We start from the raw sequence: 25,757 nt of genomic DNA on the forward strand, positions 1-25,757 counted from the left end.
ATATTTAACAATTTAATTTGAAATCTCTATAATAATCTCTTATGTACCCAACTTTTCCTTCTCTAATTAGCTAAAGAGTAAGATATGACAAATATTATCTTATTTGCAGTAAACATAAATCTTAAGTAAATAAATGGTACTCTTTGTGAACTAATTCTCTTCTTGAGGTTTTCAAAGGACTAGCACTCTTATAAGCTTTTGAACATACAAACGAGAAAAAGTTATACAGTATTAAGATATTAACTTACCTTCTTTAAATTTCTTGTATTTTATAATTTTAAATGTGATTTCATCGCCTACATCATATCTTTCCTCAGATAGAATTACTATTGATAAATCTTTATTCTTTAATTTGCAAAATAAATAAATGTTTTCTCCTACAGCTTCTACTGAGTAAACTATAGCAGTTAAATCACCTCCTATTTTAGCCCATTCTGGTCTAAAGCCTATTTCAATGGAGTTGTCTTCACCAACTATATCTCCTGGTAAAAAGTTCATTGGGAATTCACCAATAAATTCCGCTACCCATTTAGTTTTTGGAAATTCATAGAGTTCATCTGGTTTTCCAACTTGTTCGAATTTACCTTCATGAAGAACAGCAATCCTATCTGCTAAACTCATAGCTTCTTTTTGATCGTGCGTTACATAAATAAAAGTCCCATTGAGCTCTTTTTGAATCCTTTTCAATTCACCCCTCGCTATAAGCCTTACTCTTGCATCTAGATTTGATAAAGGTTCATCTAATAGATAAAATGAAGGTTCTCTTACAATAGCCCTAGCTAAAGCTACTCTTTGCTGTTGTCCTCCGCTTATTCGTGTAACTGGCATATTTAATATATCACTTATTTTTAGCAACTCTGCAACCCTCTTTACTTTTTTATCTATTTCTTCTTTCTTAATATGCTTCATTTTCAAAGGAAATGCTATATTATCATAAACAGTCATATTGGGATATAAGGCATAATTCTGAAATACCATTGCAATATTCCTTTTTTCTGGAGGTAAGTTAGTTATATCCTTCCCATCAACAATTATCCTTCCTTTATCTGGTTTTTCGATTCCAGCCATGATTTTTAATAAGGTAGATTTTCCAGCCCCACTGGGACCGAGGATTACAAAGAACTCACCAGTTTCAATTTTTTCTGAAATATCATCTAGGACAACTTTACTTCCATACTTTTTTGTAATTTCTTGTAATTCTATCATGATTTTATCCCTCCAGTTAAATATTCACCTCTTAAATATTTTTGTAATAATATAGTTAAAATAATTACGGGAATCGTGAAGACTAAAGAAAACGCAATAGCTGCTAAAATGTTCCCTCTTGTAATATTCAAATATATTTCGACCGGCCACGTTGGATGAATAGGTGACAGTATTACGGCATAAGTAAATTCATCCCATGAAAACATCCAAGAGATTAGGAATGCAGCTATAATACCTGGTGAAGTAGTAGGTACTAATACTTTAAGAATATACGAAAGGGTAGACGCACCATCTATTTTTGCCTGATATTCAATCTCTCTGGGTATTGAAGAGAAAGTACCTTGTAATATAAATACTGCTAGTGGTAATGTTACTAATTCCTGTGCAAAAGCAAGCCCGGGTATAGTATCAAATAATCCTAGCCTTATGAACTCTGCACTTATCGGTACTCCCAAAATCACCTCCTTAAAAATAAACCTGTAGTATTAGTAAGCGTTTCCTCTGATTTATTTAAATAAATCTCTGCCTCAGATATATTTTCAATAATTTTTGAAATTAGTGATTTGAAAGTCCTCATTTTCACGTTATCCTTGAGGATCGTGTACAAGGAGTAAACGAGCACGGCAAGTAAGAAGATTAACATGCGGAAAATGAACTTTGTTGAACACGTAAAGGGGAGGAACGATTTAACACTCCTATAAGACGTTTCTATCGGATTCCTCACCTTGTTATATAACTCCAAGACCTTATTCTTGGGTAAATCGAGATTTGTAGCCCTAGCGAAGTAAACAACCTTCTTCTTTTTCCTCTTGATCTTCTCCCTGCGATACACGATCAGCCTAAACTTAACCTGCTCATCCTTACTACGCCTCTTACTATTCGTAATATATTCACCATCAAACTCCTCGTAGATCTTGACATCACCAACGGGAACTCCAATAATGTAGTTGAACTGGGATATGAATTTTATCACCTCAACCGTGTAAAATCCTGCATCAAGTGTTATCAGTTTAATCCTAAATCCCATTGCAACCACTTGTTCAATCAAGACCTTGACAATCTCATCCTTTGTCATCCCATTAACTTGCGGTATGAAAGCAAGTATGAGGATTTTTCCTTCGTATTTCGTTGTAGCTGTTGCGTAGTTCCACGAGTATCCCTTTTCTGAGCTTCCCAAACCTTCTACAGGTTTTCCGTACCAAGTTATTGTTGTCCAATCTATTGATAGTTCTATCTCCTTCACGCCCTTAAGTGTTTCGAGTGAGATTTGTTTCACTTGTTCCAGTGTTTTTTCCGCTACTTGTAACCCTTGTTCTTCAACGTAATTCCTCACCGTTTGTGGTGATACGTTGTAAGCTCTGGAAACGTTTTCCACTGAATCTTTGTGTAATGATGCTGAGATCAAGGTTTTTGTAACTTCCTCTCCCTTTCTCCCTTGGAAGTTACTCATGGAAATTAATTTATACCCTATTTGTTGAGTGTTTAATGAGGGAATTGGCATTACCATGAGCCCTTATGGTAATACCGATTCCCTCGCTTTAAACCTTTTTTCCCAATTTGTTGAATTCTTGATGTTGTTATAAACTTGGTTATGTTCAACAAATTTAATATTGTTCAATCAGAATTATTTTTGTAAAATGATTTTGGGAGTACCGTTATGGGTATTGCAACTACTAGACCAGGCATCATATTTGTTATAAGTAATACCACAATGATTGGATATGCTATCTTCCCAGGTAGCTTACTTAACCCATAACCTGCTGGAATACCCACAATTAATGCCAGGATTCCTACTAATGTTGCAACTGCTAGGCTCTTTAATAATGGATGAATAAAATCATATTGAGTAAATGCGAAAATTAAATTATTAAATGTTGGTGATTTAAAGATAAGTGGAGGGTAAACACTCTCTATTGTATACTTTGGTGAATTAAATGCTAAAAGTAGTAAAATATATATTGGGGCAAGAAAGTAAACTGTAAAGATTGCAATTCCAACATAGACCAGTTTATTGCTCATCTTCTACCACCTCCCGCATATTTTATATTTATCGCTATCAATGCTGAAATAAATACTAGTAAGATTACTGCCGCTGCTGCTGATAAATTGATTGCAGTTGTTGAGTACAACTCATACGCTAAAGTTGTAAGTAATAAGGGATGAAAACCAATTATAATTAATGGTAAAGCAAATATGTTAAATTCGCTGACTCCTCTTATAATTAAAGCTATAGCTATAAATTTCTTTAAATTTGGTAAAGTTATATGTATAAATCTCCTAAATGGACCAGCTCCATCTAAGGCAGCCGCATAATAAAGTTCTTTAGGAATAGATAGCATTCCAGATAACAAAATTAAAGTAACTAGTGGAGTATTCTTCCAACTATCAGATACCATTACAACTAGTAAGGAAATTAAGTTATTCGAGTACCAATTAATTCCTTTAAGTCCGAATAAATGAAGAAGGGAATTTGCATAGCCTCCTACACTTTGAAATATAAATGAGAATGTTACTGCAGCAACTACAGTTGCAACTCCTAATGGTATTATAGATATTGTAGAAAAGATTTTCTTACCTCTAAATTCTCTTGCCAAGATCGATGCAACACCAAGAGCTAAAAATAGTTGAATAAGTAATGCACCAACAGTTACAATTATTGTATTTTCTATCGTACCATATATATTGAAATAAAATAATTCTTCATAATTATTTAATGTAAACTGACCATTAGTAGTTTGAAAACTTAAGATAACAGCTTGAATGGAAGGATAAAATGCAAAAAAAGCTACATAAGCTATTGCAGGAAGAGTAAAAAGAAAATACTTTACTTCTGATCTCACGTTTTTACTCACCCATATAATGGTGCAAACATTCCTTCTTCATATTCTTGTGCAACGGTAGAATTATATGTAGTCGCTAGATACTTATACATTTCAGCATTAGCTTGACTTAATATTTGCGGTATTTCAGAATATGGTGCATGATTAACTACAATCTCGTCAAATACCTGGTCAGCAATTGTATTCCATTCTGATATCCATGGTACTGGTTCTCTGAAGAAAGCATTCTGGAATGCTTCCTCTTCAGCTTTGAATAATGCGGATATATTTGAAGGTAAATTCTGATATGCTTGAGCATTTACTGCGGGTTCTCCTAGTATTGTAATTATATCCCTCTGTACTGTAGTTGATAACAAGAATTTAATGAATAATAATAAGTCGCTTAAGTCCGTAGCACCTTTTGGAATTGCCAATACGTCTCCACCAACTAGGTGATCATTATTAACTGGCCCACTAGGACCCGGATAGAAGCCAATATTGCTAACATTAATTCCTTCACTAGCCATAACAGAGTATATGTATGGCCATTGATAATCAAGAATGTAATATTCACCACTTGCTAATCCTTTATAACTTCCCCAATATCCATGTATATATTCTGGGGCAAAATATGCTGAAAGATTATAAAGATACTCGAAAGCTAATATATCACCGCTGTCATTAAATACAAATGGATTACCACCAGCTTGTACCATCCATTGATATAGCTCTGTTGCAGTACTAGCTCCCCCGTGGCCTTGGAACATTACTGGTTTTACACCAGTCTTCTCATAAATAATTTTAGCGTCAGTCAATAACTGTGACCATGTTTGTGGCGGAGTCAAACCTAGCTCTTTAAATGTAGTCTCATTATACCAAACTAACGGTATGTTACCTCTAAATGGAATGAAATATATTCCTCCATATACCTTTTGCTCGTATTGCATTAAGTTAGTCATAGAAGGAATCATGCCTGGAATTGAAATATTTGATAGGTAAGGAGTTAAGTTCATTAAATCTCCTGCATAAAGTAGTTCGCCTATTACCATGTTATCTTCGGCTATAACTACTGGACCAACATCGTGAGCTTTCTCTAATGCTTCAATGCTGCTTACAATGTCTGTCGCACTTTCACTAACTAAATTAACCTTTATGTTAGGATGTTCTTTCTCAAACATAGGTATAATTACACCATCAAAGACCTTTGCTTCTGACGGGGCTAAATCATCATAGTATGTTATAGTTACAACTTTCTGGGTTGTTGGTGGATGTGAAGATACAAAATAATATGCTAATCCTCCTGCTACTGCGGCTACTATTACAATTATTCCTATTACTAAGATACTTTTAGCTATTCCTAAAACAGATCTATTTCTCATGGATATCATTAAACATTACTATATCATTATATAAAAAATTTATGCTTACATGGAGTGTTTAAATTTTACTATACATAATACAAATCATTATTATAGTTTTTATTTCGATATGACTTAAATTACGAGTATATAAATAATATATTCTAATATATAAATTTCGAACATTAGGGGTAAAATTATATATTCAATACTATTTGAAGTTTACCGTATATATAAAGATTTTTAAGGTAAATTTATATAGATTAAATAAGATTTCCACATAGGAGAGTTTTCATTACTGTTTATTTATAATATATTATCTTTGTTACTCTCATTATAGTATTCTTGCTAACCTAGCTAAGCTGGACTACTATTAGAAAGTTACATATATTTCTAGATCTAGCTAATGTAAGACGGTATAAGTCAATGATATCTTTATGAAGTGTACAAAATTTTTGTAAATAAACAAGAAAATGCTGCTCTTATAAACCTTAAAAATGCAACAAAAATAGGTTGTTCATTGTATGTCAAGGATAAATATCCCTTTACAAAATAAGTATCTATGGACATTAAAAAAATGATTAAAGCACAAGAGGAGGCTAGGCAAGTTAGGAGGAGTACTGCTAATTGGGAGTTTATAAAAAGTTTACCTCCTAAACTCAGAATAGCCCTAGAATACTACATAGAAACTGGTAATTTTAGAGAAGCAGCTAGAATGGCTGGAATGTCTGTGGACGAATTCCTTTATTTTGCTAAAGATAAGGCAAATATATATGATATGTCTTGATTAATAAGTATAAGGTTAGATTTTCTGCAATCTGATAGAGTATCTAAATTGAGTGAGAGTGTATTTTATCTTAGTTTCAAGATTTAGGAATATATCTAATTTTTGGCTTAACGAATTTATAGTGTAGCACTGGATGTTTTAGCATCTAGGCTTAAATGCATAACGGTGTTTCTCTCTTACGTCTATAAACTTAGAATTGTTAGATGTATAGTATGTGGGGTCTTTAAACTACACTGGCCATAAAGATCAAGAAATAATAAGTGAGTATTAAATCATCAGTCTCGGTTAGCATTTTACGGAAAATTCTAGGAATATATAGTTTTCAAAAATGATAAGTTTTCTATTATAACTCTTCTATCTCAAAACGTTTATATATTACATATGTTTTAGTTCTAGGAATAAATATTTGTGTAAATGTTAGTTAAAATTCTAGAATATAATGATTTTCTATAACCGGTATTAGGTATATTATTATATCTCGCCTTATCTTAACTATTACTGTTAAGATTTAAATATAACTTTTTTTTTCCAAAATAACTATAGGTATTACGAAAGATATCAGTAAAAATGACATAAGATGCGATTGGACTATTAAAAATGTCAAAAAATGGAAAATGTTAAGAATTATAAGGATAAAAAAGCTGTAAAGTTTGTTTATAGTAACTAATGTGAATAACATGAATCTTATAGATTTCACGATTATTCCAATAAATAATTTATCAATAAAGAAAATAGTTGATGATAACGATGAAAAGGAAACAGATCTGCTGGTTAAAATTATGTTAAATAGATTAGGAATAGTTATTTAAATAAAAGAAAAAGATTTAATAAAAACATTTAACGAAAGAAAAAGATTTAACATATATGATAACAAAAAGAGGGATTGTAATACTTACCACATTCTCATTTGTTTACGCTTTATTAGAATTAGGGATGGTATGGGATCCTTCTCGCATTTCGACCTCACCAACATGGATGAAGGAATTTTTCACACCCACTGTATCTCTCTATTTCTATAGGGTAATGTACACTATACTCTTTACTTATCCATCTTATTTAGCTTCTGGAAAACTTTTTTCGCTGGAGACATTGTGGTATCTCATATACGGTTCTACTATCGAAGACATAATTTACTGGATACTTGATGTTAGAGTACCTTACTCATGGGCATGGTTTTATCCGGTTTGTTACGGAATACCAATTGATGACTTAATAGGTGTCTTGTTACTTCTACTAATTAAGAGGAAAATAAAAGAAAAAAATAAGATAAAATGAAAAACCTCCCCGGTATAAGGGCTAATAGGTTAATCATTTTCAACGAATGTTTAGTAGTTAGGAGAAGAACATTTTTTAAGAGCTACAGTTTTTGCGAAGGTCAAAGAAGAGTTAATTCCTTCTGGTAAATATGCCTTCTTTTTTCATTATCTCCTTATGAACTGAATGAGTCACTAAACCAATAAGAAGGGTAACGAAGCCTATGAGTAACGATTGAAAGCCTAATGAGTAAATGAAAACACCAGATAGAATAACGGAGACTATTTGAACAAAAGGAAATCCTGGAGATTTAAATACTCCTCTCAAGCCCCTATGTCTAACTACAGCAACTTCGATACCAGATAACATATAAGAAAATACGACTCCGAAATTAGATACTAAAGCGATTACCTCTACATTTCCTAGACCTAAGGAAGCTATCATGATTAATCCGATGATTAACAAGATAGAGAGTTTTCCACCTTTTACTTTGGGTAAAAGATTATCCAATTCCATTTGAACCATTGTTCTCTCTGTAGCTATAATAGTTGAAAGCGTAACTGTAATCGTAGCTAAAATTGCAGTTAAATTAACAAAAAAATAGACATAGAAAGGAGCATGGATAGTGTTTAAAACTAGTTGTAGAGGAGCAGAATTGGTTTTAAAGTTTGTATAACCTATAGCGTCAACCATGGAGAAAGTTACTAACATGTAAAGGAATGCACTAATAAGCAATGAAAGGACTATAGCTTTAGGTACTGTTCTTTCTCCTTCTTTAACAGAGGGAGTTAACGTTGCAATTGTGTTAAATCCAGAATAGGCAAAGAATGCTATGTTTGAAGCAGTTAGTACTCTAGTTATTCCATGGGGAAAGAAAGGCGAAAAGTTTTGTAATCTTATACCACTAATAACTAATGCTGTTATAGAAAAGGTTACTAAACCTAAAATGTTCAAAACTACTAATATACTTTCAATTTCCGCAGCTAATTTTAATCCGAGATAATCAATTATAATCAAAACAATTATAAGTAAGATTGCTAATGGAAAATAAAGAAAAGATGGGAGAGAAAACGTAGTAATTAGATACCCAGAAAAACCTAAGGCTGTAGCTCCACCACTTATTGCATAGCCAATAACTCTGAACCAACCGACTAAAAATCCTATAGTTTCTCCTAAAGAGAGTAAAGCAAAACTATATACTCCTCCTTCAACTTTAGGAAAAACAGAAGCCAACTCTGCATTATTTAATCCAACACTCATTGCATAAACTGCAGTAATTAAAAATGCAAGTAAGGCAGCTGGACCGGCTGCAGTTATACTAACACCAGCCATAACAAAAATCCCAGCACCAATAATATTACCTAAACCTAATGCTAATGCTTGAGAAAGAGAAAGTTTTTTCTCCTCCATTTAAGAGATAAAAAGGTAGTAAGAATTAATAATTTAGTGATACTCGGAAAATTATTAGCTGAGGAACTGAAGGAGAGAGGAATTTACAAGATTTATATAGGCTATGAAAAACCATCTTTACAAAATATAGCTGTTAAAATGTTAGTTAAAAATTACGGATTTGTAAAAAGAGAAATTAGCGGTAAAAGAATAGGAGAGATTGAAGGAATATCTCTATATAAAGGAAAAGGAGATGAAAAAGTTGACTTTGCATTTACTAAGGGTGGTGAGAAAATACCAATTAAACTACCTAAGTATCCATTAATCGTAATAGATATGAGTCTTTTTAATGAATTAGATGAGGAGGAAAAAAAGAAGACATTACTTCAGGTTAATCTAACATTGCACGTAATAAGAAAATTCCTGTGGGATGGTAATTTAGCCTTGATTAATTCTCCAAACATCTCCTTAGGTAAAGCTAGAAATATAGACAATATTGAAACTGATAACTGTATTGTTCTTGATCCTTACGGAGATATAATAGCTAATGAAGAAATTATAAGAAGAACAGACGTATTTATTATAGGAGGTATAGTAGATAAAGGGAGAAGATTAAAGCATGCTACCTCTAAATTAGCTGAGAAGTATCCTTGTAAAAAAGTAAAAATAACACTAAGAGGAAGTATAGTAGGAGTCCCAGATGAGATTAATAAAATAACAGACATTATCCTTGCAGTTAAATTCGGAAAAGACATAGAAAAAGCTATCATAGAAACACAGAGTAATTCGGATAAAATAGCAAGGATACTAGTTGATGTAAATCAGAGAGGGCTAGAGATCTTAGAAGAAGAGATAAAATGGCTAAACGCTAATCAGAAGGTATATAAATTAATTCTTAAAAGACTAGGTATAAAGGCGTCCTAATTTTTAAATTGTGTAATGAAGCCTTAAAAACATAAGCTAATTTTTATATTTTCTTTCTATTTTTTAAGCCAATAAATTAAGTATATCTTAGACAAAATTAAAGTGTAAAATTATTCTTAGGCTTTATTAACCAAAATTGAATGCTAGTATGTATCGTAATATTTAAATAGAAGTAATATGTAAATGATTATGTATAGGGGATAAAATATGGAAAGTTCAGTTATTGCGTTTATACTTATAATTGCAACGATTCTTATAGGCTTAGTAGTATTCTCCTTATCTAGCATTTACGCAACTTACCAGTATACTAGAGTAAACTTACAGCAACAGGCAGAAAGTATATCGAATGGTTTATACATTTCAATAAGTAATAATGTAACAGCCGGTTCTACAATCTCATTATTTTTAGTTCCTCAAGACTTTAACTATAATGGTACAATTTATCTTACTGTATTTTATGTTCCAAGTTCTTTAAAAGGAAATCAGATGATTACACCACAATTTGCATATACACAGAATGGGGAAATAGTTTATGCAACAGTGAATGGTTCAGCGCCTAATGTACCAGTTACAACTCTTTACTTTACTAATTTGAATATAATGTACCAAGGTGAAATGAAATTATGGAAAACAATAACTGGCGCACCTCAAGTTATTACCCTTTCTCCTCCTGCAGGATATACTTCCGTAGTCCTATTCTTTGTTCAAATTCAAAATAAGTTTGTGGAGGTGGGTTATGAATGGTTATAAAGAAAAAAGGTTTATCTGAAGTAGTAGGATTTTTTATCCTGTTAATAATATTATTAGCTGTATTAATTCCCCTAGGAATTTACATGTTTTCACAACCAACAATACAAACCCAATCTGCTGAAAGTGCAAACTCTTATAAGAATCTAGCTACAGAACAATTTAGAGATTTCCAACCCGTTGTTTTTAATGCTGGTGGATTTGCTGTAGCACCAGTATACTTTATATATCAAGATGGCAATGTATATTTCGTATTTGTAAATAAACAAAATCCGCCAGTAACTTTAGTAATAAAAGCTCTAGAGGTATTTAATGGAAAAACATGGGTTACACAACCAGTAAATGTTGTAGTTTCTACTTCATATGCAACTACTACATTTGCCGGTTTTCCAGCAATACAAATTACACTTAAAGAATCTCCATATAATAATCAAGCTAGTTATGTTGCGGCAGTAACACAGTATGGTAACATAATATATGCATCGCCACCTTATGTATTGCCAATAGCAAAGTTAATTAAACCGTTGGGAATAGCTTCAATAAATCCTTACAACTTCTCAATTATTGAAGAACCAGGTTTCCAGCAAGTAGAAGAGACTAGTGACTGTGTGCCATTAGTGAATTTCATTCATAGTATCAATGGACCTTATTCTAATACTATGACATTCTTGGGAGATTATCTAACTGGAAATAAGAGCTTGCCATTCTCTTATGAAGGTTATTGGTTTGGTCCTATAGCTTACCCGTCTCAAAGTTCACAAAGCCCACCCTCTTTTAAAGGAATTATGAAGGGAATATTTGTAGGAGCAAACTTTACGTTCGCTGGAGCTAATGACGGCTACTTTACTGGAAGCTTAGGGAGTAGTCAAGGTTACCCAATCTATTTTACAAATGGCAAAGCAGAGTCTGCAACATTTAATAACAGCTTTATCTTAGGTAGCATTTCTGGTGTATTTAGTGGATCTATCATAATTCCCGGAGGTGCCATTAATAATTATTTCCTTGCTACTTCTAATCAGTTAAGCGTAACTCTAAAAGGTGAAGAAGGAACATATTATATAGCTAATGTTACTGGATCAATAACATTTAATGGAAAGTTTAACGGATATGTGAATGGAATGCACGAGTATGTTGACGGAAATAATAAGGTAATTAATGGCATGATTAATAATGGTACTTTAACTGGAGAAATAATATCAGCTACATTTACTCCGGGTTATGTAACTGTGCAACAATTTGGAATTGCACAACAGCAATATGTAAATGGCTACATAAATGTTAGTAATACTCAAATAAGTATAACTGCAAATGGCATTAGTAATCTATTAGGCCAATTAGTAGCTGCTCCAATTATAAGTGGAACATTTACGAATGCGGTATTTAGTAATGCTATGGCTAATTCGCCAACACAAAGTGCATTTCTGTTATTTCCATCACCATTTAATGTTACACTTAATGATTATGTAGGAAACTTAACACTAAGTAATAATCATGCTGTAGGAGAATTTAATGGTGAAATAGTATTCCCACAAAATCAATATGCGCTATCAGTTGTAGCAGTATCTGATTTTGATGGATACATTAATGGTGTATTTAGTGGAGGCTATGATTATTTGTTGGGTGGATTTTTATCTCCGGTAACACTATCTGTAATTGAATCCAATGCTTCTGTTTTACCAGCTTATTCATTTCCATTGTTTTCTAAATATGAGTATAACGTGCTATCTCCGTTAGTAATTAAAGTTCAAGTAGCAATAGGTAATCCAAGCAACGTGACACTAGAATTTACAAAAGTTCAAGTAGCAATGAAAGCTGAAGGGATATTGCAGCTTATTGGTCAAAGTGCTACACCAGCACAGCCATTTTCAGCAACACTTTATGGTTCTGTAGAAGATGAGCTAAACAAACCAATAATAGTTACACCATTAAACGTGTCTAACTTTACTTTATACTTAACAGTACCAATAAATAGCGTATTTTCATCATCGCAAATATTTCCACCATCTTCAAATCAACAGTATGAAGCAATAGAAAGCTTTACAGTGGATTATATTGAACTCTATCTAACATTTGTTGAACCTAACGGGTACGGAATAACAGTAAGTACTGTAATACCACCATATTACATACCAGTATCTGGTGAAGTTAACAGTTAGTTTTTAACTAGGTGTTTTTCTAATAATGAAATACTATCTAGCAAAATAACACAAAAATTAGTGTATATTTTAACTTCTTTTTTTTAATTTGTAGTTAAGTATAAATTTTATATCTTAATAGCTTACTATATCTGAGGATATATGAGCCATATATTTCATTGAGCCCAACATACTTTGGTTTCATAATCCATATTTTCTTCTTTTATTCTGAAATCTTTAAGTTTGTCTTCTTCATAATGTGATTGATTTAATTGAGGAAAGTTTATTGAAGAACAGAAAACTTAATTAGATTATTTTTGATATTTTCTATGAATATAGAAATTTATTAAATTTATTGTAAAATGTTACTATAATGTTTTCCCTAGTTTTTGACCATTATGAAAATATTAAAAGATGAGCTAATAGTGTAACCTTACTTCTTCTCTGGTATGATGGTTAAAATAGGTAGATTCTGCTATAAAAATTATGTTAAATATCTATATCATCCTATTAGATTAATCGGAAATACGTTAAAAGAAATAAAAATCAGATATACTACTATATAATCATGCAAAAAAGTAATGTTTCAAAGAGTAAAAGGAAAGTGCTTTCTTTCTCCGACTTATTCTTCTTATCTTTTGGTGGTCAAGCCCCATTTATTTCATTATTAACTTTTGGTACTGTTATGATTGCTATGGTTGGTACTGAAGGGGCTTTTGCCATGCTAATAGCTACTTTCGTAGTCTTCTTTAATGGCTTGGTAATTTATTATCTTTCTCAGAAGTTTAAGCGAGGGGGCGGTTACTATATTTACGCCTTATATGCGTTAACATCACGTTTAGGATTTAATACAGGTTGGAATTATTTGTTATATTCTCTTTCTTATGGTGGAACTTTATTAGCTGGTGGTGCATATGTTTTGTACATTATATTATCACCATTCTTACCGTATTTACCTCAGTGGTTTTATGCTCTTATTGCAAGTTCTTTAGCTTCTGGTTTAGTAATTGCTGGTGTTAGATCTTCAGCTAAATATGCTATGATAATGTCTCTAATTGAAATGATAGCTTTGATTTTATTATCTATTCTTTTTCTTTATGATTCAAAGTGGAATTTTTATAACCCCATTCCCACGAAATTGTCACCATTACTATTAGAGGCTGTTGTTTTCGGTTTAGGTATTCCTACCGGTTATGGTTCTGTTGCGCCTCTCGGTGAAGAGGCTGAGCCAAAGGATATTGGAAAGGCTGCAATTGCTGTACTCTTTTTCGGTGGTCTATTAGCAACTTTCTTCTTTTATTCATTAGGTGCGTTAGGTTTCAGTGGCAATTTGGTTGAATATTTACTTTCTCGTTTTGGTCTGATCGGACTTCCGTTTCTAAGTTTTGTTGCTCTCAATGATGCTACTTTGGGTGGAGTGTCATATATTTTAGCTAACTCAAGAACTTTAGAAGCTATGGCTAAAGATGCATTTTTCCCGACTTTTTTAGCTAAATTAAGGGAAGGTGAACCTATTTTTGCGGAAGCATTTTCTTCGGCAATTTTTATCGGTATCCTAGTCTCTTTAGCTTATTTTATTGGATTATATGGAGAATTTATAATTTTAGGAGCTTTAGCGGGTTTAAATAACTTGTTTGTTCATTTATCTGCTAATATATCTCTTATAAGAATATCGTCTAAAAGAAGTAAAAGAAATATAGATAAAATAATTGTTGGTATTATTGCTACTCTTATTAGTCTCTTTGTATTTTTCTATTCACTACCAACTTTCGAGAAATACATTGTTTATGTATTTTTTGGTTGGATTATCTTAGGCTTCTTATATGCAGAGGGTTTAGAGATTTTTAAGGCTAGCTCTAATGAATAAATACTAATACATAGATAATTAAAGATATGAAAGCTACTAATGGACTTAAATGGGGCTTAGTTTTTGGACTCTTAATAGGGTTAATTGCATCTGGCATAATTTATGGTATAGCTTATTACCCTCATATGCCAGAATTGCAAAGCGAGTATTATAATCAAGTTCTAAATGAGACAAAAAATGTCACTGAAGCTAATTTAGCTGCAAAAGAATTGCCTACGATTTTACCTGCTACGATACTTATGATATCTGGATTAGCATATACTATTGGTGGTGCCTTAGCTGGGTTAGTTATAGCGTATTTATGGGAAAGATATCCTTCATGGATAATTAAAGGGCTTATTGGTGGTGTTATAGTACTTTTGCTTAGCTTTTTATTTGGTATTTTCTCATTATTAGAGACACTACCTATAAGTTTAATAATTGGACTATTAATTTCATTCAGATTAAATGAAATGAATAAAAAAGTTTAAAAAGTATAAGCAAAATTATACTTCGTGTTAAGTAAGAGACAATTGGCCTTACTATCTTTAGGAACATCACTAAGTTTTTGGGATATATTTAATGTTCCATATATAGAGAACTTCGCATCAAAAAATCTAGGTGAAGTATCTTCAGTACTAATATTATCAGCAGAGATGATAGGATATTTTATAGGCGGTGTGCTTAATGGATTTTTTGCAACTAAGTTTGGAAGGAAACCTGGGTTATTATTATCAATGTTTTTAATAGCACTCGGTTCTCTCATCGGTTTCTTCTCGTTCTCACCAATCCAATTGGTAATTGCTGAACTGATTATTGGCATAGGTATCGAAGGAGAGGTAGCCATAGTTCCTTCTTACGTCTCAGAAATGGTTTCTAAAGATTTTAGAGGAAGAGCTGTAGGATTAACTTCAATGTTCGGATTCCTAATGAGTCTTGTAGTAGGTCCTATGGCTGTTTTTCTCGGAGAAAAATATTGGAGATTATTATTCCTTCCTAGCATTGTTATAGCTTTCCTGGCCTTAATCTTTAGATTTAAACTCCCAGAATCAAAAATGTGGATTGAGAGGAAGTATGAAAAACTAAAATGGGATAAAATGGTTATAATCTTCGTTCTAATTTGGTTTACTAGCTATTTCACTGGATATTCATTATTTTCTACGCCTATTTTTTACACAATAACTTCAAAGGGATTTGAGAATTCTAACCTATACTTCACATACATACTTTACGGTGATCCAATAGGGGTAGTTTTTGCATCGATTTTAAATGATTATTTTGAAAGGAAATATTTCTCAGCATTAGCTAATCTACTTTCCGGTGGGCTAGTTATAGTATGGCCTTTCTTTACTGGCTTACCGTTTCTAATTATTGGGTTTTTGATTATGTTCTTTCAAGGTTTTAAGTTTCCAGTAATGTATGCTTATACTTCAGAAAATTTTGCAACTAAGATTAGAACAATAGGATATGGTATTGCTGACGGTATAGGTCATTTAGGGGGAGCTGTGGGACCAATAGTTATGGCCTTACTCTATCTAGAAAACGTAAGTGTTTCATATACTATTGTTGGAATTATGTCAGTTATTTCAGCATTATTTATATTGTACTTTGGTGTAATAACAAAAGGGAAGTCATTAGAGGAAATCAAAGGATGATGAGGCTGCCCATGAAAGATTGATGATTTTTATCATTGAGAGCCCCGAACTGAATCTAACCAGAAGGAAATAATTTTTTCACTTATTTTTCTAAATTCTTCCTCTTTTTCTCTCACTTGGTCTACTAAACTTGGATCACCATTATACTCTTTTACCCACTCACTAACCATTTTACTGTTAACTTCAACATGGAATTGAAGACCAATTGCTGTCTTGTATTTAAATGCTTGAAAATATCTTTCATTATAAGCTAAAAGTTTAGCATTATTAGGCAATGTAAAAGTATCACCATGCCACTGAAAAACTTCTATCTTATCACCCATCAAATTTCGAAATTCATCTAAAAGATAAACAGTATAAATTCCAATTTCTTGACCAAATACCCCTCTTGTCACAGTTCCTCCGAGGGATGAGGAAAGCAATTGTGAACCTAAACATACTCCGAGTACTGGTTTTTTCGTACTTATAGCTTTTCTTATTAGTTCACTCTCAACTTTTAAGAACGGATATTTATCACTTTCATAAACTCCCATCGGACCACCCATTACTATAAGAGCGTCGAACTCTTCATTACCTCTTATTTCTGTTGCAAGAGTTTCTCTTATCTTATACCCTTTTTCTTCTAATATATCCTTTATGTTTCCTAATCTTTCAATTGGATGATTTATGATTCCTAAAAACATGCAGACTAACTCTCATAAACGCTTTTTAAATATTTTCATCATTAAGAGTAAAAAATAACAAATAACTCGTAGTATAGTTAAGGTTGCTTATATTTAATATTTTCAACAAACACTACGCTATACTCTGTCAGATTTTATAGGACAAGAGATTTTTCTTAAGAAGGTTTTATAAAGTTTAGGGGTTCAAAGGGGGCGAAAAACCTCGCCAGTGGGGATGGATAGCCCCCTTTGTAGAAATATTTTTTAATCCACTCTCGAACATTTTATTAATGCCCAACGTAGGGTTCCGCTTTCGTGCATATGCTGACGATCAAACAATTAGGGCGTTAAAAGCCCAGTTGAGGTTAGCATGTGAGATGTATAACACCCTACGCTGGGCAGATATCTATTTCTACCAAAGGGACGGAAAGGGTCTCACACAAACGGAGTTAAGACAGCTCGCTCTAGATCTAAGAAAGCAAGATAAGGAGTACCAACAACTCTACTCACAAGTAGTACAGCAAATTGCCGATCGTTATTACGATGCTAGGGATAGGTTCTTCAAAGGTCTAGCACACTTTCCTAAGGAGAAGAAACCCCATAAGTACTACTCTCTTGTTTACCCACAAAGTGGGTGGAAAATACTTGAGAGCAGGGAAATAAGGACTAAGAGTAGGAAGAATAAGAAGAAGCTGGTGTTATTGAGGTTATCAAATCTCGGCGTGTTTAAGGTCATTGTTCATAGGGACTTCCCGCTTGACAAAGTAAAGAGGGTGGTAGTTAAACTAACACGTTCAGAGAGAGTATATGTCTCCTTCATAGTTGAAGGTGTTGGATTCTCTCAACTTCCAAAGACTGGTAAGGTAGTTGCAATAGATGTTGGGATAGAGAAACTCCTAATCACGAGTGATGGGTTCTATTTCCCTAACTTGAGACCTTATGAGAGGGCACTTGAGAAGATAAGGAAACTCCACAAGGTTCTCTCGAGGAAGGAGTTCTTGTCGAAAAACTGGTTTAAAGCAAAAGTGAAGTTAGCTAGGGGTTATGAACACTTGAAGAACTTGAGATAAGATCTCTATATGAAGTTGGGTAAGTGGTTTGCACAACATTATGACGTTGTAGTAATGGAGGATATAGATGTTAAACAACTGGTGGAGGAGTCAGAAAGGAAGTTGAGGATGAGGTTGCACGATGTTGCGTTCCATGAGTTGAAGAGAATACTAGGATATCAGTTGGAAAAATATGGAAAGAAATTGTTGTTAATAAACCCAGCATATACTTCAAAGATGTGTGCCAAATGCGGGTACGTAAAGAAAGAGTTAACTTTGACTGACCGTGTGTTCAGCTGTCCTAAGTGCGGTTGGGTTACTGATCGTGACTATAACGCTTGCTTAAACATATTGAAGAGATCGGGGTGGGAGCCATCCTTAGTGCCTGTGGAGCTCCACCCTCTACCCGTAGCGAAAAGTTATGGGCAAGGTGGGGCTATGAAGCAGGAAGCTCCGCCCTTCAGGGCGGGGTAGCTCACATGAATTTAAGATTGCTACACTTTAAGTTATGAGCAAGTATAATTTAAAGGTCTTGTTTCTCTTTAACTTTGGCCTAATATAATTTGATATTTATATTCCTATAGAGATTAGGTCATTAGGTAAATATTATATACTAACAATAATGCTATGAAAGAAGTTATTGGTAAGATTTTAAAATGGTGAATCAAATAATGTATGAAAATGAACGAATTGGTCTTTGCTGAGCAATGATGACTGCACGTCAAGGTGATTAATAGATCTTTATTATGTATACTTCCTAGTTAAAGTCTTTTCTCTTTTACATCAAGCTGTAACAACTTTACGTAACTTTTAATTATTTTTATTCATTTCTCAATGTGATCTTTATTATGATTATGTTTATATAGTATTACCTTCAATCATCTATATTCTTTTTCTTTTTAAGAGTTCGTTAATTTGTGCTATTTTATAGATTTCGTTTTTCTCTCACTTTTGCAAAATTAGAATAAAAACGTAGTATGTGTTGCCTTTAAACTCTAAAACTTAGTTTGAGTTTAGAAAGAATATTGAAGTGAAATCGTTATAGTAAACTTTAAGTTAAATATTAATCAAAAACTTTTAACTGTGGTGACACCAGTAACTGTGGTGACACCAGTTGCTTTTTGATCTTCACCCTAAAGAGAGTAGGAAAGAACTTTTCGGTAGAGATAACGAAGTTGATTATGCTATTAAACAACTACTCTCTGGTAATTGGCTCATAGTAGGAGGACAAAGAGAAATAGGTAAAACTAGTTTGGTTAAAGTAGTATTAAACGAGTTAAGAAAAAAGCATGGATTTGAAGGAATTTACATCAATTTACGTGGAGTAAGAAGCCTTAATAGTCTTTTAAACATTCTTACTTCTCAGCTAAACTCACTTAAACTTTCTGTTGACGTTAAAGTGAACTTTATTATTGGTTCAGCAGGAATAAAAGTAAAGAAAGGGGCAAAAGTTGTTAATTCGCTTATAGAACTCTTAAACTCGCTTAACGATTTTATTCTTGCCTTAGATGAAGTGCAAGAACTCTCTAAAGTTAGTAAACAGTTCCTTGATATTTTAGGTAATGTATTTTCTACGAACCCTAAATTGAGGTTTATCTTTACGGGCTCTTATATAGGCGTTATGAGAATCCTCCTAAACCCTCCAGCAGAATCGCCACTTCACGGTAGGCCTCCAGCAGTTTTGACCCTAAAACCCTTTGATAAAGAGAAGGCAAAAGAGTTTTTAAGAAAGGGGATGGAGGAGTTAAATGTTAAATTTGATAAAGAGGATGAGGTTGTCAAGAGACTTGACGGTGTAGTTGGTTGGCTAACCCTTTTCGGTAATTTATATGCTGTTAGGGGTCTAAACTTTGACAAAGCACTAAAAGAGACCGTGGAGGAGGGTAAAAAGATCATGGCTGAAGAGTTTAGTCACTTTCTCGAGGATAAAGTAAATAAGGAGTTATACGTAGAAATTATGAAGACTGTAAAGATAGTGTCCAGATGGAAAGAAATAAAGAGAGGTGTCGAAGTTACATTGGGGAAAGTAGACGATAAGGTATTCAGTAATGCTCTTGAGAGTTTAGTAAATAGCGGTTTTGTGGAGAAAAGGGATAACGAGTATATTATTACAGATCCAGTGCTGAGGGAGATAGAGTTCGAAAAATTATTTCATTAATACGCAATACTTTTCGCTTTTTTAACCTTTGGTATATGTCTGACTTCCTTATATAAAACATATTAGTCAGATCTGTGTAATACAGATCTGACTGGGGTGTAGGCCGTTGACTTCCTTGGGCTTGAAGCCCGTCGGTGAGCTTGGCCTCCTCCAATTCGGACCGGAAGTTGGGCAAAAAGCCCGAATAAAACATAAGGGTGAGTATATATGGAGGCCCCAGTCGCAGGAATAGACGTATCAAAAGATAAATTAATTATGTATTTCCAAGGCAAATACTACGAGTTTCCTAATGATAGGCAAGGTTATGAGGAGATAATTAAGATCTTGCCTAAGGGTTGTAAAGTGGGTATTGAAAGTACTGGAATTTACCACATTAACCTAGCAAAGTACTTGATGGGAGAGTATGACGTTAGGATTATTAATCCCTTCATACTCAAGAAGTTCAAGGATTTTAGGGGTAAGAAGAGTGATAAGAATGATGCTAAAAAGCTTGCAGAAATAGTTGTAAGTATGGGTAGTGAGTTTACAACAAGTGATGCTAGGGAGTTAACTAGCCAATAGGATTTTGTTACTAGGAGTATTGCTAGGGTTAAGAATAGGTTGAGGAGGGATTTGATACTTTTGGGCTATAAGGATAGTCTGTCAAAGAGGAATTTGGAGGAGGTTTTGAGGGGTGGGGATAGTATTGTCTTGGCTGAGGTTAGGTTTCTTTTGGAGGAGTTGGAGAGACTTGAGGTTAGGAAGAGGGAGATTGAGGAGAAACTTGAGGATCTTGTTCCCAAGGATAGTTTGATTTTCACCATTCCTGGTATTGGTAAAACCTTGGGTTGTATAATTTTGGCTAGGGTTGGTGATATTAGGCGCTTTAGTGATAAGAAGAGGTTTGTTGCTTATTGCGGTCTTGACCCAGTTATTGAGTCTAGTGGTAAGAGTGTTGTTTCTAAGGGTATTTCTAAGAGGGGTGATGCTGTTTTGAGGAGAGCTTTCTATCTTGCAGCTTTAACTGCTATTAGGGTTAATCCTGTTATCAAGCGTTTTTATGAAGAGCATAAGGGAAAGTTGAAGGGTAAGAAGTTGATTATTGCCTGTGCAAGGAAATTAGCTGTTATTACTTGGGCTGTGCTGTATTATAATAAACCATTTGATGCTAGCGAGTGATAAGGAGAGCCTTACTTTTCCATAAGTAGTGTAGACTATGCTCGATTTTTCATGGAAAGGTTTTTATACCGGAAGCTCCCCACCCTGGAAGGGTCGGGGGTTCCCTTCCAGAGGGTTCATCGTTCCCACCATCGATTCGGGATTACATCTCTCATTTGGTGGGCAGTCGGGTGGGGCAGAGACCCACCCCAAAATTAGAGTAGGGGATCCGTCATCCATATTGTCCGAATCCCGTGAAAGAGAGAAGAGGAATGATAGTTGCCCCTCCCTCAGTCCCATCGAGCTGGGGAAGAGCGTCATTAACATCACTAAAAGATATCTCGATAAAGGGGTATATAAATATAAGGGGGATATCCATCTCCACCCTGAAGGGTGAAGCTTTCCGCCCCCTTAACCCCCATTTTGTAATTCTTTATAAATAGAAGGAGGAGATCAAAGTTTATAAAATTTGCAGATTTTTATATACATTATGAATAGAGAGGAACTTATAAAGAGTGATATTAATAAGGTAATTCAATTACTTCAGACTGATGTTAATAAGGGGCTAAGTGATAAGGAAGTTGAAGAAAGACTTAAACAATATGGTTATAATGCGGTTGAAGAAGAAAAAAGAAATCCGCTTAAGGAGTTAGGTAAAAAGTTTTGGAACGTAACAGCCTGGGTGTTAGAGATTGCAGCAATTTTATCCTTTATTCTCGGTAGATATTTAGATTTTTATATTATTGTAGCGTTGATAGTTGTTAACGCTTTCATTAGTTTTTCTGAAGAGCAAAGAGCTAATAGAGCATTAGAATTATTAAGGCAGAAATTACAGATTCAAGCTAGAGTATTAAGGAATGGGGAATGGAAATTAGTACCGGCAAAATTTCTAGTACCTGGTGACATTGTTAGGATTAGAGCGGGTGATTTTGTCCCAGCAGATGTTAAGATAATAAAAGGTGAGGTTGAAGTTGATCAGTCTGCATTGACTGGTGAATCACTAACTGTGTTTAGGAGAGATAATGATGTTGTTTATTCTGGAAGTATAATACGAAGGGGTGAAGCTACTGGAGTCGTGATATTAACTGGGCAAAACACATATTTTGGTAAGACTGTTGAGTTAGTTAAAATTGCAAAACCCAGACTAAGGATTGAAAAAGTTGTATCTAGAATTGTCTTTTGGATGATGATGATTGTTATTGTACTTTTAGTAATCTCTGGGATAGTATTAGTAATCAAGGGGGAAAATATATTTGAATTTTTGCCATTAGCATTAGTGCTAATTGTTGCAGCCATTCCAATTGCATTACCAGCAATGTTTAGTGTTTCTTTGGCATTAGGTAGTCAAGAGTTATCAAAAGCTGGTGTTTTAGTCACAAGGTTAGATGCTATTGAAGGAGCTTCGACCATGAATGTTCTATGCTCTGATAAAACCGGGACTATTACTATGAATAAGCTTTCTGTTCACAGAATTATTCCTATAAATGGTAATGATAAAGAAGTTATACTTTATGGTGCTTTGGCTTCAACTGAGGCTAATCAAGATCCCATAGATTTAGCGTTTATAAATAAAGCTAAAGAGATGAATTTAGACTTATCAAGTTGGAGTGTTAAGGAATTTATTCCTTTTGATCCTTCTACTAGAAGGACCGAAAGTTTGGTTACCAAAGACGGAAAAAGCTTAAGATTAACTAAGGGTGCTATTGATGTTATAAGTAAACTTTGTGGTTTGGAAAATATTCAAGAGATATATATGAAGGCTGAAGAAGAGGCTAAAATAGGTTGTAGAGTCTTAGCCGTTGCGAAAAAAGAGGAAGGTGAAAAATGGAAACTAGTTGGTTTGGTCTCATTAAGGGATCCACCAAGGCCAGATTCTGCTGAGCTGGTAAAAGAGCTTCACGATCTTGGTATTAAGGTTATAATGTTAACCGGCGATAGTGAGCCTATTGCAAAGCAAATAGCTAAGGAAGTAGGTATCGGGGAAAATGTGGTAAAAGTCTCAGATATTAAGGAAAAGCCAGAAATAGTAGAAAAGGTTGATGGATTGGCTGAGGTATATCCAGAAGATAAGTATACTGTAGTAAAGGTTCTTCAGAAAAATGGATATGTAGTAGGTATGACTGGTGATGGTGTAAATGACGCTCCTGCATTAAGAGCAGCAGATGTAGGTATTGCAGTCAGTAACGCTACTGATGTTGCTAAGGCAGCAGCTGCAGTAGTCTTAACCACCCCTGGGCTTAGAAATATTGTTGACATGGTAAAGATTGGTAGACAAATTTATGAGAGAGTAAGGATTTGGGTTTTGAGTAGGATAACAAGGACTTTCCAAAATGTAATCTTTGTAGCTTTAGCATTTATATTACTTGCGAAGTTCATTATCTCAACTTTTGGAATGGTTCTGTTGCTTTTCATGTTTGACTTTGTTACGTTAACAATGTCTACGGATAATGTATCTTGGCCTAAAAAGCCTGCAGTATGGAATATTAATCAACTTGTTGTAGTCTCAGCTATTTTAGGTAGTGTGATGATTATAGAGTCGTTTGTTACGCTTTATTTCATAGTTGGATTATCTCTTAATGTAATGCAAACTTTAGTTTTCGCTTATCTTTTATATTCAAATATCTTTAACCTATTAAATATCAGAGAAACTGATAATTTCTGGAAAAGAATGCCTAGTAAGATCATGTTAATCTCAATGATAGTTGATATTATAATATCGTTTGTTATAATAACTTTTGGTATACCAGGGCTTACGCCGGCACCTATAAAATATACGTTGATTGTATTTATACTAGCATTAGTATTTAATCTAATTATTAATAATTTCATTAAAATATGGGTTAAGAAAATAACTAAAATAGAGTGGTAATTTGGGGATTTTTATTACTTTAATACAAAACTCAATATTATAATAATTATTGCCAAAATTATTAGTATAATTCCAGAATAAAATAGTGTGGGTAAGAAAATAAAGAGCGGGGTTTCATCTACTACCACATAACCCATTAAGATAGGATAAGAGTAGTTGTTTTTAATCATGATATTCCCATTAAATGATTCTCCATAATAATAAAATATTGAATTACTTTCGTTATATTTAGTTATTATCAGATTGTTAAATGTAAGTTCTAGTGGTAAAGTTGAGTTATCCTTGTACTCAAAAACGAATGAGGAATACGGAACACTAATACTCACTTGTTTAGTAGATGGAATTAAATAAACTCCTTTTATATAATATGATGGAAATAGGAAGTGGTAAATAAGAATGAGAATTATTCCTACCGTAAGGAAAACTATACTAGTGAGAACTATTTTTCTCATTAACTTTCACTGATTGAATCTCTTTTATGGTCTTCATAATAACTTTTATTATTTCACTTCTTGGTGGTTCTTCATATTGCCCTTTACAATAAGTATCAACTGATATTACGTAAGTATTTAATGTAGTATCAAGAACTTTTATTTCTGGTTCTTTAACTAGGAAACTTAGTTTACTAATTTTCTCCTTTAGTACTGGTATAACGTAATCAGGATCTAAGTCTTTTGGAATTTCATATTTAGTCCTAACTAGTCTGTATTCCTCATTATGTACAAATATAGCAGCTTGAATCATGATATTATTAGGAATTTTCATTACAACATTCTCATCTGTTAGTATTGTTGTATACATTAAATTAATATCTTGAATTATTCCAGTATAGCCTGGTATTAAAAAATCATTTGACCAAAATTTTGGAGGATAAGTTGGTGCCAATAAGCCGTATTGCCATGTGGTTATTGTAACCCTATCACCTATATTAAAAGGTCTACTTAAGATTAGAAAGATCCCGGAAAATACATTTGATAAAGGCGTCTGCAATGCCAAACCAATTATAAGACCAAAGACTGTACCGCCAATTAATGCGCTAGTAACCGCAACATGAACTGCTGTTAATGCTAATATAACTATTATAGTATAACCAATGAATTGGATTACCAAACTAAGGCTTTCGGCAGTTGTTCTTCCAACTACATTCCCAGCTCTTAATTTTATTATTCTAGAAATTATATTGATTGAGATTACGCCTACAACACCAATTAATATTGCATTAATTACTGAAGTTATTGTGACTGAAATATGAAGTACTGCCGATAATATTACAGTTGTTGCAACTGCAACTCCAACTACTACAAAGAGTATTATAAAAAGGGTTACTAGTCGATTCATATAAGGGTTAAGTAAAGATTGTTAATAAAATTTTTTATTAGTAGAGTGGGCAAGGTTTTAAATTAAATAATTTTCTTGCTCTCGCGCATAGAATACAAAAGCTAGTACTCTCTATTGTTTGATTTGCTAAAATTCTACCAACTAATGCGTCAATCATATCCCTTATTTCTTCATCCTTTAGTAGTTTCTCTATTTCTTCTCTCTTTTCCTTTATATTTTTCTCATAAGTAGTAGCAGAAATACCAGAGATTTTAGAAGCCTTAACTACTGGTACACCTCTCTCTACAAGTCTCTTTGCAATTGCCATTCTTAAGATCGGTACTTCAATTCTAAACGCTTCTTCACAAGGGGTTGCAAGTTTCATATAATTATTTTCTCTCTATATCTATTAACAACTATTTTTAAAAGCTCGACGTGGAGTTAA

At 33.4% G+C, this 25,757-nt stretch carries 22 protein-coding genes and 3 pseudogenes; 14 read left to right on the forward strand and 11 right to left on the reverse strand.

All coding sequences use genetic code 11. The features are described 5' to 3' along the window. Positions 1-231 precede the first annotated feature (231 nt). The 6 genes and pseudogenes from D1869_RS04625 to D1869_RS04650 all read right to left on the reverse strand — a co-directional run bounded on the left by D1869_RS04625 (position 232) and on the right by D1869_RS04650 (position 5,413). Complete coding sequence (locus tag D1869_RS04625; protein ID WP_156014123.1) at positions 232-1,209, reverse strand: ABC transporter ATP-binding protein; 978 nt, start codon at positions 1,207-1,209, stop codon at positions 232-234. Then, positions 1,203-1,661, reverse strand: a complete 459-nt coding sequence (locus D1869_RS04630) for an ABC transporter permease subunit (protein WP_231113713.1) — start codon at positions 1,659-1,661, stop codon at positions 1,203-1,205. Before D1869_RS04630 ends, D1869_RS04625 begins: the two co-directional genes overlap by 7 nt. Before the next feature lie 133 nt (positions 1,662-1,794). Continuing rightward, positions 1,795-2,713 (reverse strand): annotated as a pseudogene (locus D1869_RS04635) (ISH3 family transposase); the annotation flags it as partial. A gap of 107 nt (positions 2,714-2,820) precedes the next feature. Then, on the reverse strand, positions 2,821-3,225 hold the full coding sequence (locus D1869_RS04640) for an ABC transporter permease family protein (RefSeq protein ID WP_156014125.1): 405 nt from the start codon (positions 3,223-3,225) through the stop codon (positions 2,821-2,823). Next, positions 3,222-4,046, reverse strand: a complete 825-nt coding sequence (locus D1869_RS04645) for a carbohydrate ABC transporter permease (RefSeq protein ID WP_156014126.1) — start codon at positions 4,044-4,046, stop codon at positions 3,222-3,224. The genes D1869_RS04640 and D1869_RS04645 overlap by 4 nt, the downstream gene beginning before the upstream one ends. An 8-nt stretch (positions 4,047-4,054) precedes the next feature. Further along, the gene (locus D1869_RS04650) at positions 4,055-5,413 is read right to left on the reverse strand and encodes an ABC transporter substrate-binding protein (RefSeq protein ID WP_156014127.1); all 1,359 of its coding nucleotides are present in this window, start codon (positions 5,411-5,413) and stop codon (positions 4,055-4,057) included. Positions 5,414-5,945: 532 nt separating this feature from the next. On the opposite strand from D1869_RS04650, the gene D1869_RS04655 reads away from it, so the two are divergent. From D1869_RS04655 to D1869_RS04660, 3 genes are all read left to right on the forward strand, one after another. Then, on the forward strand, positions 5,946-6,170 hold the full coding sequence (locus D1869_RS04655) for a hypothetical protein (protein ID WP_184651083.1): 225 nt from the start codon (positions 5,946-5,948) through the stop codon (positions 6,168-6,170). Between the two features lie 677 nt (positions 6,171-6,847). Next, positions 6,848-6,979 (forward strand): hypothetical protein, encoded by a 132-nt coding sequence (locus tag D1869_RS15640; protein WP_260311240.1) that lies wholly within the window; start codon positions 6,848-6,850, stop codon positions 6,977-6,979. Positions 6,980-7,034: 55 nt separating this feature from the next. After that, complete coding sequence (locus D1869_RS04660; protein ID WP_156014128.1) at positions 7,035-7,445, forward strand: hypothetical protein; 411 nt, start codon at positions 7,035-7,037, stop codon at positions 7,443-7,445. A gap of 111 nt (positions 7,446-7,556) precedes the next feature. On the opposite strand, the gene D1869_RS04665 is transcribed toward D1869_RS04660, so the two are convergent. Then, the gene (locus D1869_RS04665) at positions 7,557-8,834 is read right to left on the reverse strand and encodes an APC family permease (RefSeq protein ID WP_156014129.1); all 1,278 of its coding nucleotides are present in this window, start codon (positions 8,832-8,834) and stop codon (positions 7,557-7,559) included. A gap of 36 nt (positions 8,835-8,870) precedes the next feature. Between D1869_RS04665 and trm10 the strand changes: the two genes are divergently transcribed. The 6 genes from trm10 (at position 8,871) to D1869_RS04695 (ending at position 16,120) form a co-directional block, all read left to right on the forward strand. Further along, entirely contained in the window at positions 8,871-9,737 is an 867-nt protein-coding gene (gene trm10 / locus D1869_RS04670) for a tRNA (adenine(9)-N1)-methyltransferase Trm10 (RefSeq protein WP_156014130.1), read from the forward strand. 207 nt (positions 9,738-9,944) lie between these two features. Beyond that, positions 9,945-10,487 carry a hypothetical protein gene (locus D1869_RS04675; protein WP_156014131.1) on the forward strand — a complete coding sequence of 181 codons (543 nt, stop codon included), beginning with the start codon at positions 9,945-9,947 and terminating at the stop codon, positions 10,485-10,487. Continuing rightward, on the forward strand, positions 10,478-12,640 hold the full coding sequence (locus D1869_RS04680; protein WP_156014132.1) for a hypothetical protein: 2,163 nt from the start codon (positions 10,478-10,480) through the stop codon (positions 12,638-12,640). Before D1869_RS04675 ends, D1869_RS04680 begins: the two co-directional genes overlap by 10 nt. Positions 12,641-13,187: 547 nt before the next feature. Further along, positions 13,188-14,486: an APC family permease gene (locus D1869_RS04685; RefSeq protein ID WP_156014133.1), complete on the forward strand. Its 1,299-nt coding sequence runs from the start codon at positions 13,188-13,190 to the stop codon at positions 14,484-14,486. Positions 14,487-14,512: 26 nt separating this feature from the next. Beyond that, a complete protein-coding gene (locus tag D1869_RS04690) occupies positions 14,513-14,956 on the forward strand; it encodes a hypothetical protein (protein WP_156014134.1) in 444 nt (147 codons plus the stop codon). A gap of 24 nt (positions 14,957-14,980) precedes the next feature. Continuing rightward, positions 14,981-16,120 (forward strand): MFS transporter, encoded by a 1,140-nt coding sequence (locus D1869_RS04695; RefSeq protein ID WP_156014135.1) that lies wholly within the window; start codon positions 14,981-14,983, stop codon positions 16,118-16,120. Between the two features lie 32 nt (positions 16,121-16,152). Here the strand turns inward: D1869_RS04695 and D1869_RS04700 are convergent, their stop codons facing one another. After that, on the reverse strand, positions 16,153-16,803 hold the full coding sequence (locus D1869_RS04700) for a type 1 glutamine amidotransferase (RefSeq protein ID WP_156014136.1): 651 nt from the start codon (positions 16,801-16,803) through the stop codon (positions 16,153-16,155). Positions 16,804-17,072: 269 nt separating this feature from the next. Between D1869_RS04700 and D1869_RS04705 the strand changes: the two are divergent. The 5 genes and pseudogenes from D1869_RS04705 to D1869_RS04725 all read left to right on the forward strand — a co-directional run bounded on the left by D1869_RS04705 (position 17,073) and on the right by D1869_RS04725 (position 23,995). Then, positions 17,073-18,305 (forward strand): annotated as a pseudogene (locus tag D1869_RS04705) (RNA-guided endonuclease InsQ/TnpB family protein). A gap of 640 nt (positions 18,306-18,945) precedes the next feature. Next, positions 18,946-19,989: an AAA family ATPase gene (locus tag D1869_RS04710; protein WP_156014137.1), complete on the forward strand. Its 1,044-nt coding sequence runs from the start codon at positions 18,946-18,948 to the stop codon at positions 19,987-19,989. A gap of 207 nt (positions 19,990-20,196) precedes the next feature. Continuing rightward, a pseudogene (locus D1869_RS04715) lies at positions 20,197-21,147 on the forward strand (IS110 family RNA-guided transposase). 37 nt (positions 21,148-21,184) lie between these two features. After that, a complete protein-coding gene (locus tag D1869_RS15800) occupies positions 21,185-21,523 on the forward strand; it encodes a hypothetical protein (RefSeq protein WP_196772275.1) in 339 nt (112 codons plus the stop codon). A 93-nt stretch (positions 21,524-21,616) separates the two neighbouring features. Next, complete coding sequence (locus D1869_RS04725) at positions 21,617-23,995, forward strand: plasma-membrane proton-efflux P-type ATPase (protein WP_156014139.1); 2,379 nt, start codon at positions 21,617-21,619, stop codon at positions 23,993-23,995. A gap of 14 nt (positions 23,996-24,009) precedes the next feature. Here D1869_RS04725 and D1869_RS04730 read toward each other — a convergent pair whose 3' ends face one another. Genes D1869_RS04730 through D1869_RS04740 form a run of 3 tightly spaced genes read right to left on the reverse strand, consistent with a single transcriptional unit; the run spans position 24,010 to position 25,697 of the window. Next, the gene (locus D1869_RS04730) at positions 24,010-24,447 is read right to left on the reverse strand and encodes a hypothetical protein (RefSeq protein WP_156014140.1); all 438 of its coding nucleotides are present in this window, start codon (positions 24,445-24,447) and stop codon (positions 24,010-24,012) included. Next, the gene (locus D1869_RS04735) at positions 24,425-25,333 is read right to left on the reverse strand and encodes a mechanosensitive ion channel family protein (RefSeq protein WP_156014141.1); all 909 of its coding nucleotides are present in this window, start codon (positions 25,331-25,333) and stop codon (positions 24,425-24,427) included. The genes D1869_RS04730 and D1869_RS04735 overlap by 23 nt, the downstream gene beginning before the upstream one ends. Positions 25,334-25,370: 37 nt before the next feature. Next, entirely contained in the window at positions 25,371-25,697 is a 327-nt protein-coding gene (locus tag D1869_RS04740; RefSeq protein WP_156014142.1) for a transcriptional regulator, read from the reverse strand. Positions 25,698-25,757 lie beyond the last annotated feature (60 nt).

This window comes from Sulfurisphaera ohwakuensis, from assembly GCF_009729055.1.
GTDB classification, from domain to species: domain Archaea; phylum Thermoproteota; class Thermoprotei_A; order Sulfolobales; family Sulfolobaceae; genus Sulfurisphaera; species Sulfurisphaera ohwakuensis.

Bases quoted from the DNA above. Each gene is read 5' to 3' on its own strand.
- D1869_RS04665 (WP_156014129.1), bottom strand. From the start codon at position 8,834: ATGGAGGAGAAAAAACTTTCTCTTTCTCAAGCATTAGCATTAGGTTTA.
- D1869_RS04730 (WP_156014140.1), bottom strand. From the start codon at position 24,447: ATGAGAAAAATAGTTCTCACTAGTATAGTTTTCCTTACGGTAGGAATA.
- D1869_RS04690 (WP_156014134.1), top strand. From the start codon at position 14,513: ATGAAAGCTACTAATGGACTTAAATGGGGCTTAGTTTTTGGACTCTTA.
- D1869_RS15640 (WP_260311240.1), top strand. From the start codon at position 6,848: ATGAATCTTATAGATTTCACGATTATTCCAATAAATAATTTATCAATA.
- D1869_RS04640 (WP_156014125.1), bottom strand. From the start codon at position 3,225: ATGAGCAATAAACTGGTCTATGTTGGAATTGCAATCTTTACAGTTTAC.
- D1869_RS15800 (WP_196772275.1), top strand. From the start codon at position 21,185: ATGCTCGATTTTTCATGGAAAGGTTTTTATACCGGAAGCTCCCCACCC.
- D1869_RS04660 (WP_156014128.1), top strand. From the start codon at position 7,035: ATGATAACAAAAAGAGGGATTGTAATACTTACCACATTCTCATTTGTT.
- D1869_RS04655 (WP_184651083.1), top strand. From the start codon at position 5,946: ATGGACATTAAAAAAATGATTAAAGCACAAGAGGAGGCTAGGCAAGTT.
- D1869_RS04680 (WP_156014132.1), top strand. From the start codon at position 10,478: ATGGTTATAAAGAAAAAAGGTTTATCTGAAGTAGTAGGATTTTTTATC.
- D1869_RS04740 (WP_156014142.1), bottom strand. From the start codon at position 25,697: ATGAAACTTGCAACCCCTTGTGAAGAAGCGTTTAGAATTGAAGTACCG.
- D1869_RS04700 (WP_156014136.1), bottom strand. From the start codon at position 16,803: ATGTTTTTAGGAATCATAAATCATCCAATTGAAAGATTAGGAAACATA.
- D1869_RS04675 (WP_156014131.1), top strand. From the start codon at position 9,945: ATGGAAAGTTCAGTTATTGCGTTTATACTTATAATTGCAACGATTCTT.
- D1869_RS04735 (WP_156014141.1), bottom strand. From the start codon at position 25,333: ATGAATCGACTAGTAACCCTTTTTATAATACTCTTTGTAGTAGTTGGA.
- D1869_RS04725 (WP_156014139.1), top strand. From the start codon at position 21,617: ATGAATAGAGAGGAACTTATAAAGAGTGATATTAATAAGGTAATTCAA.
- D1869_RS04685 (WP_156014133.1), top strand. From the start codon at position 13,188: ATGCAAAAAAGTAATGTTTCAAAGAGTAAAAGGAAAGTGCTTTCTTTC.
- D1869_RS04650 (WP_156014127.1), bottom strand. From the start codon at position 5,413: ATGATATCCATGAGAAATAGATCTGTTTTAGGAATAGCTAAAAGTATC.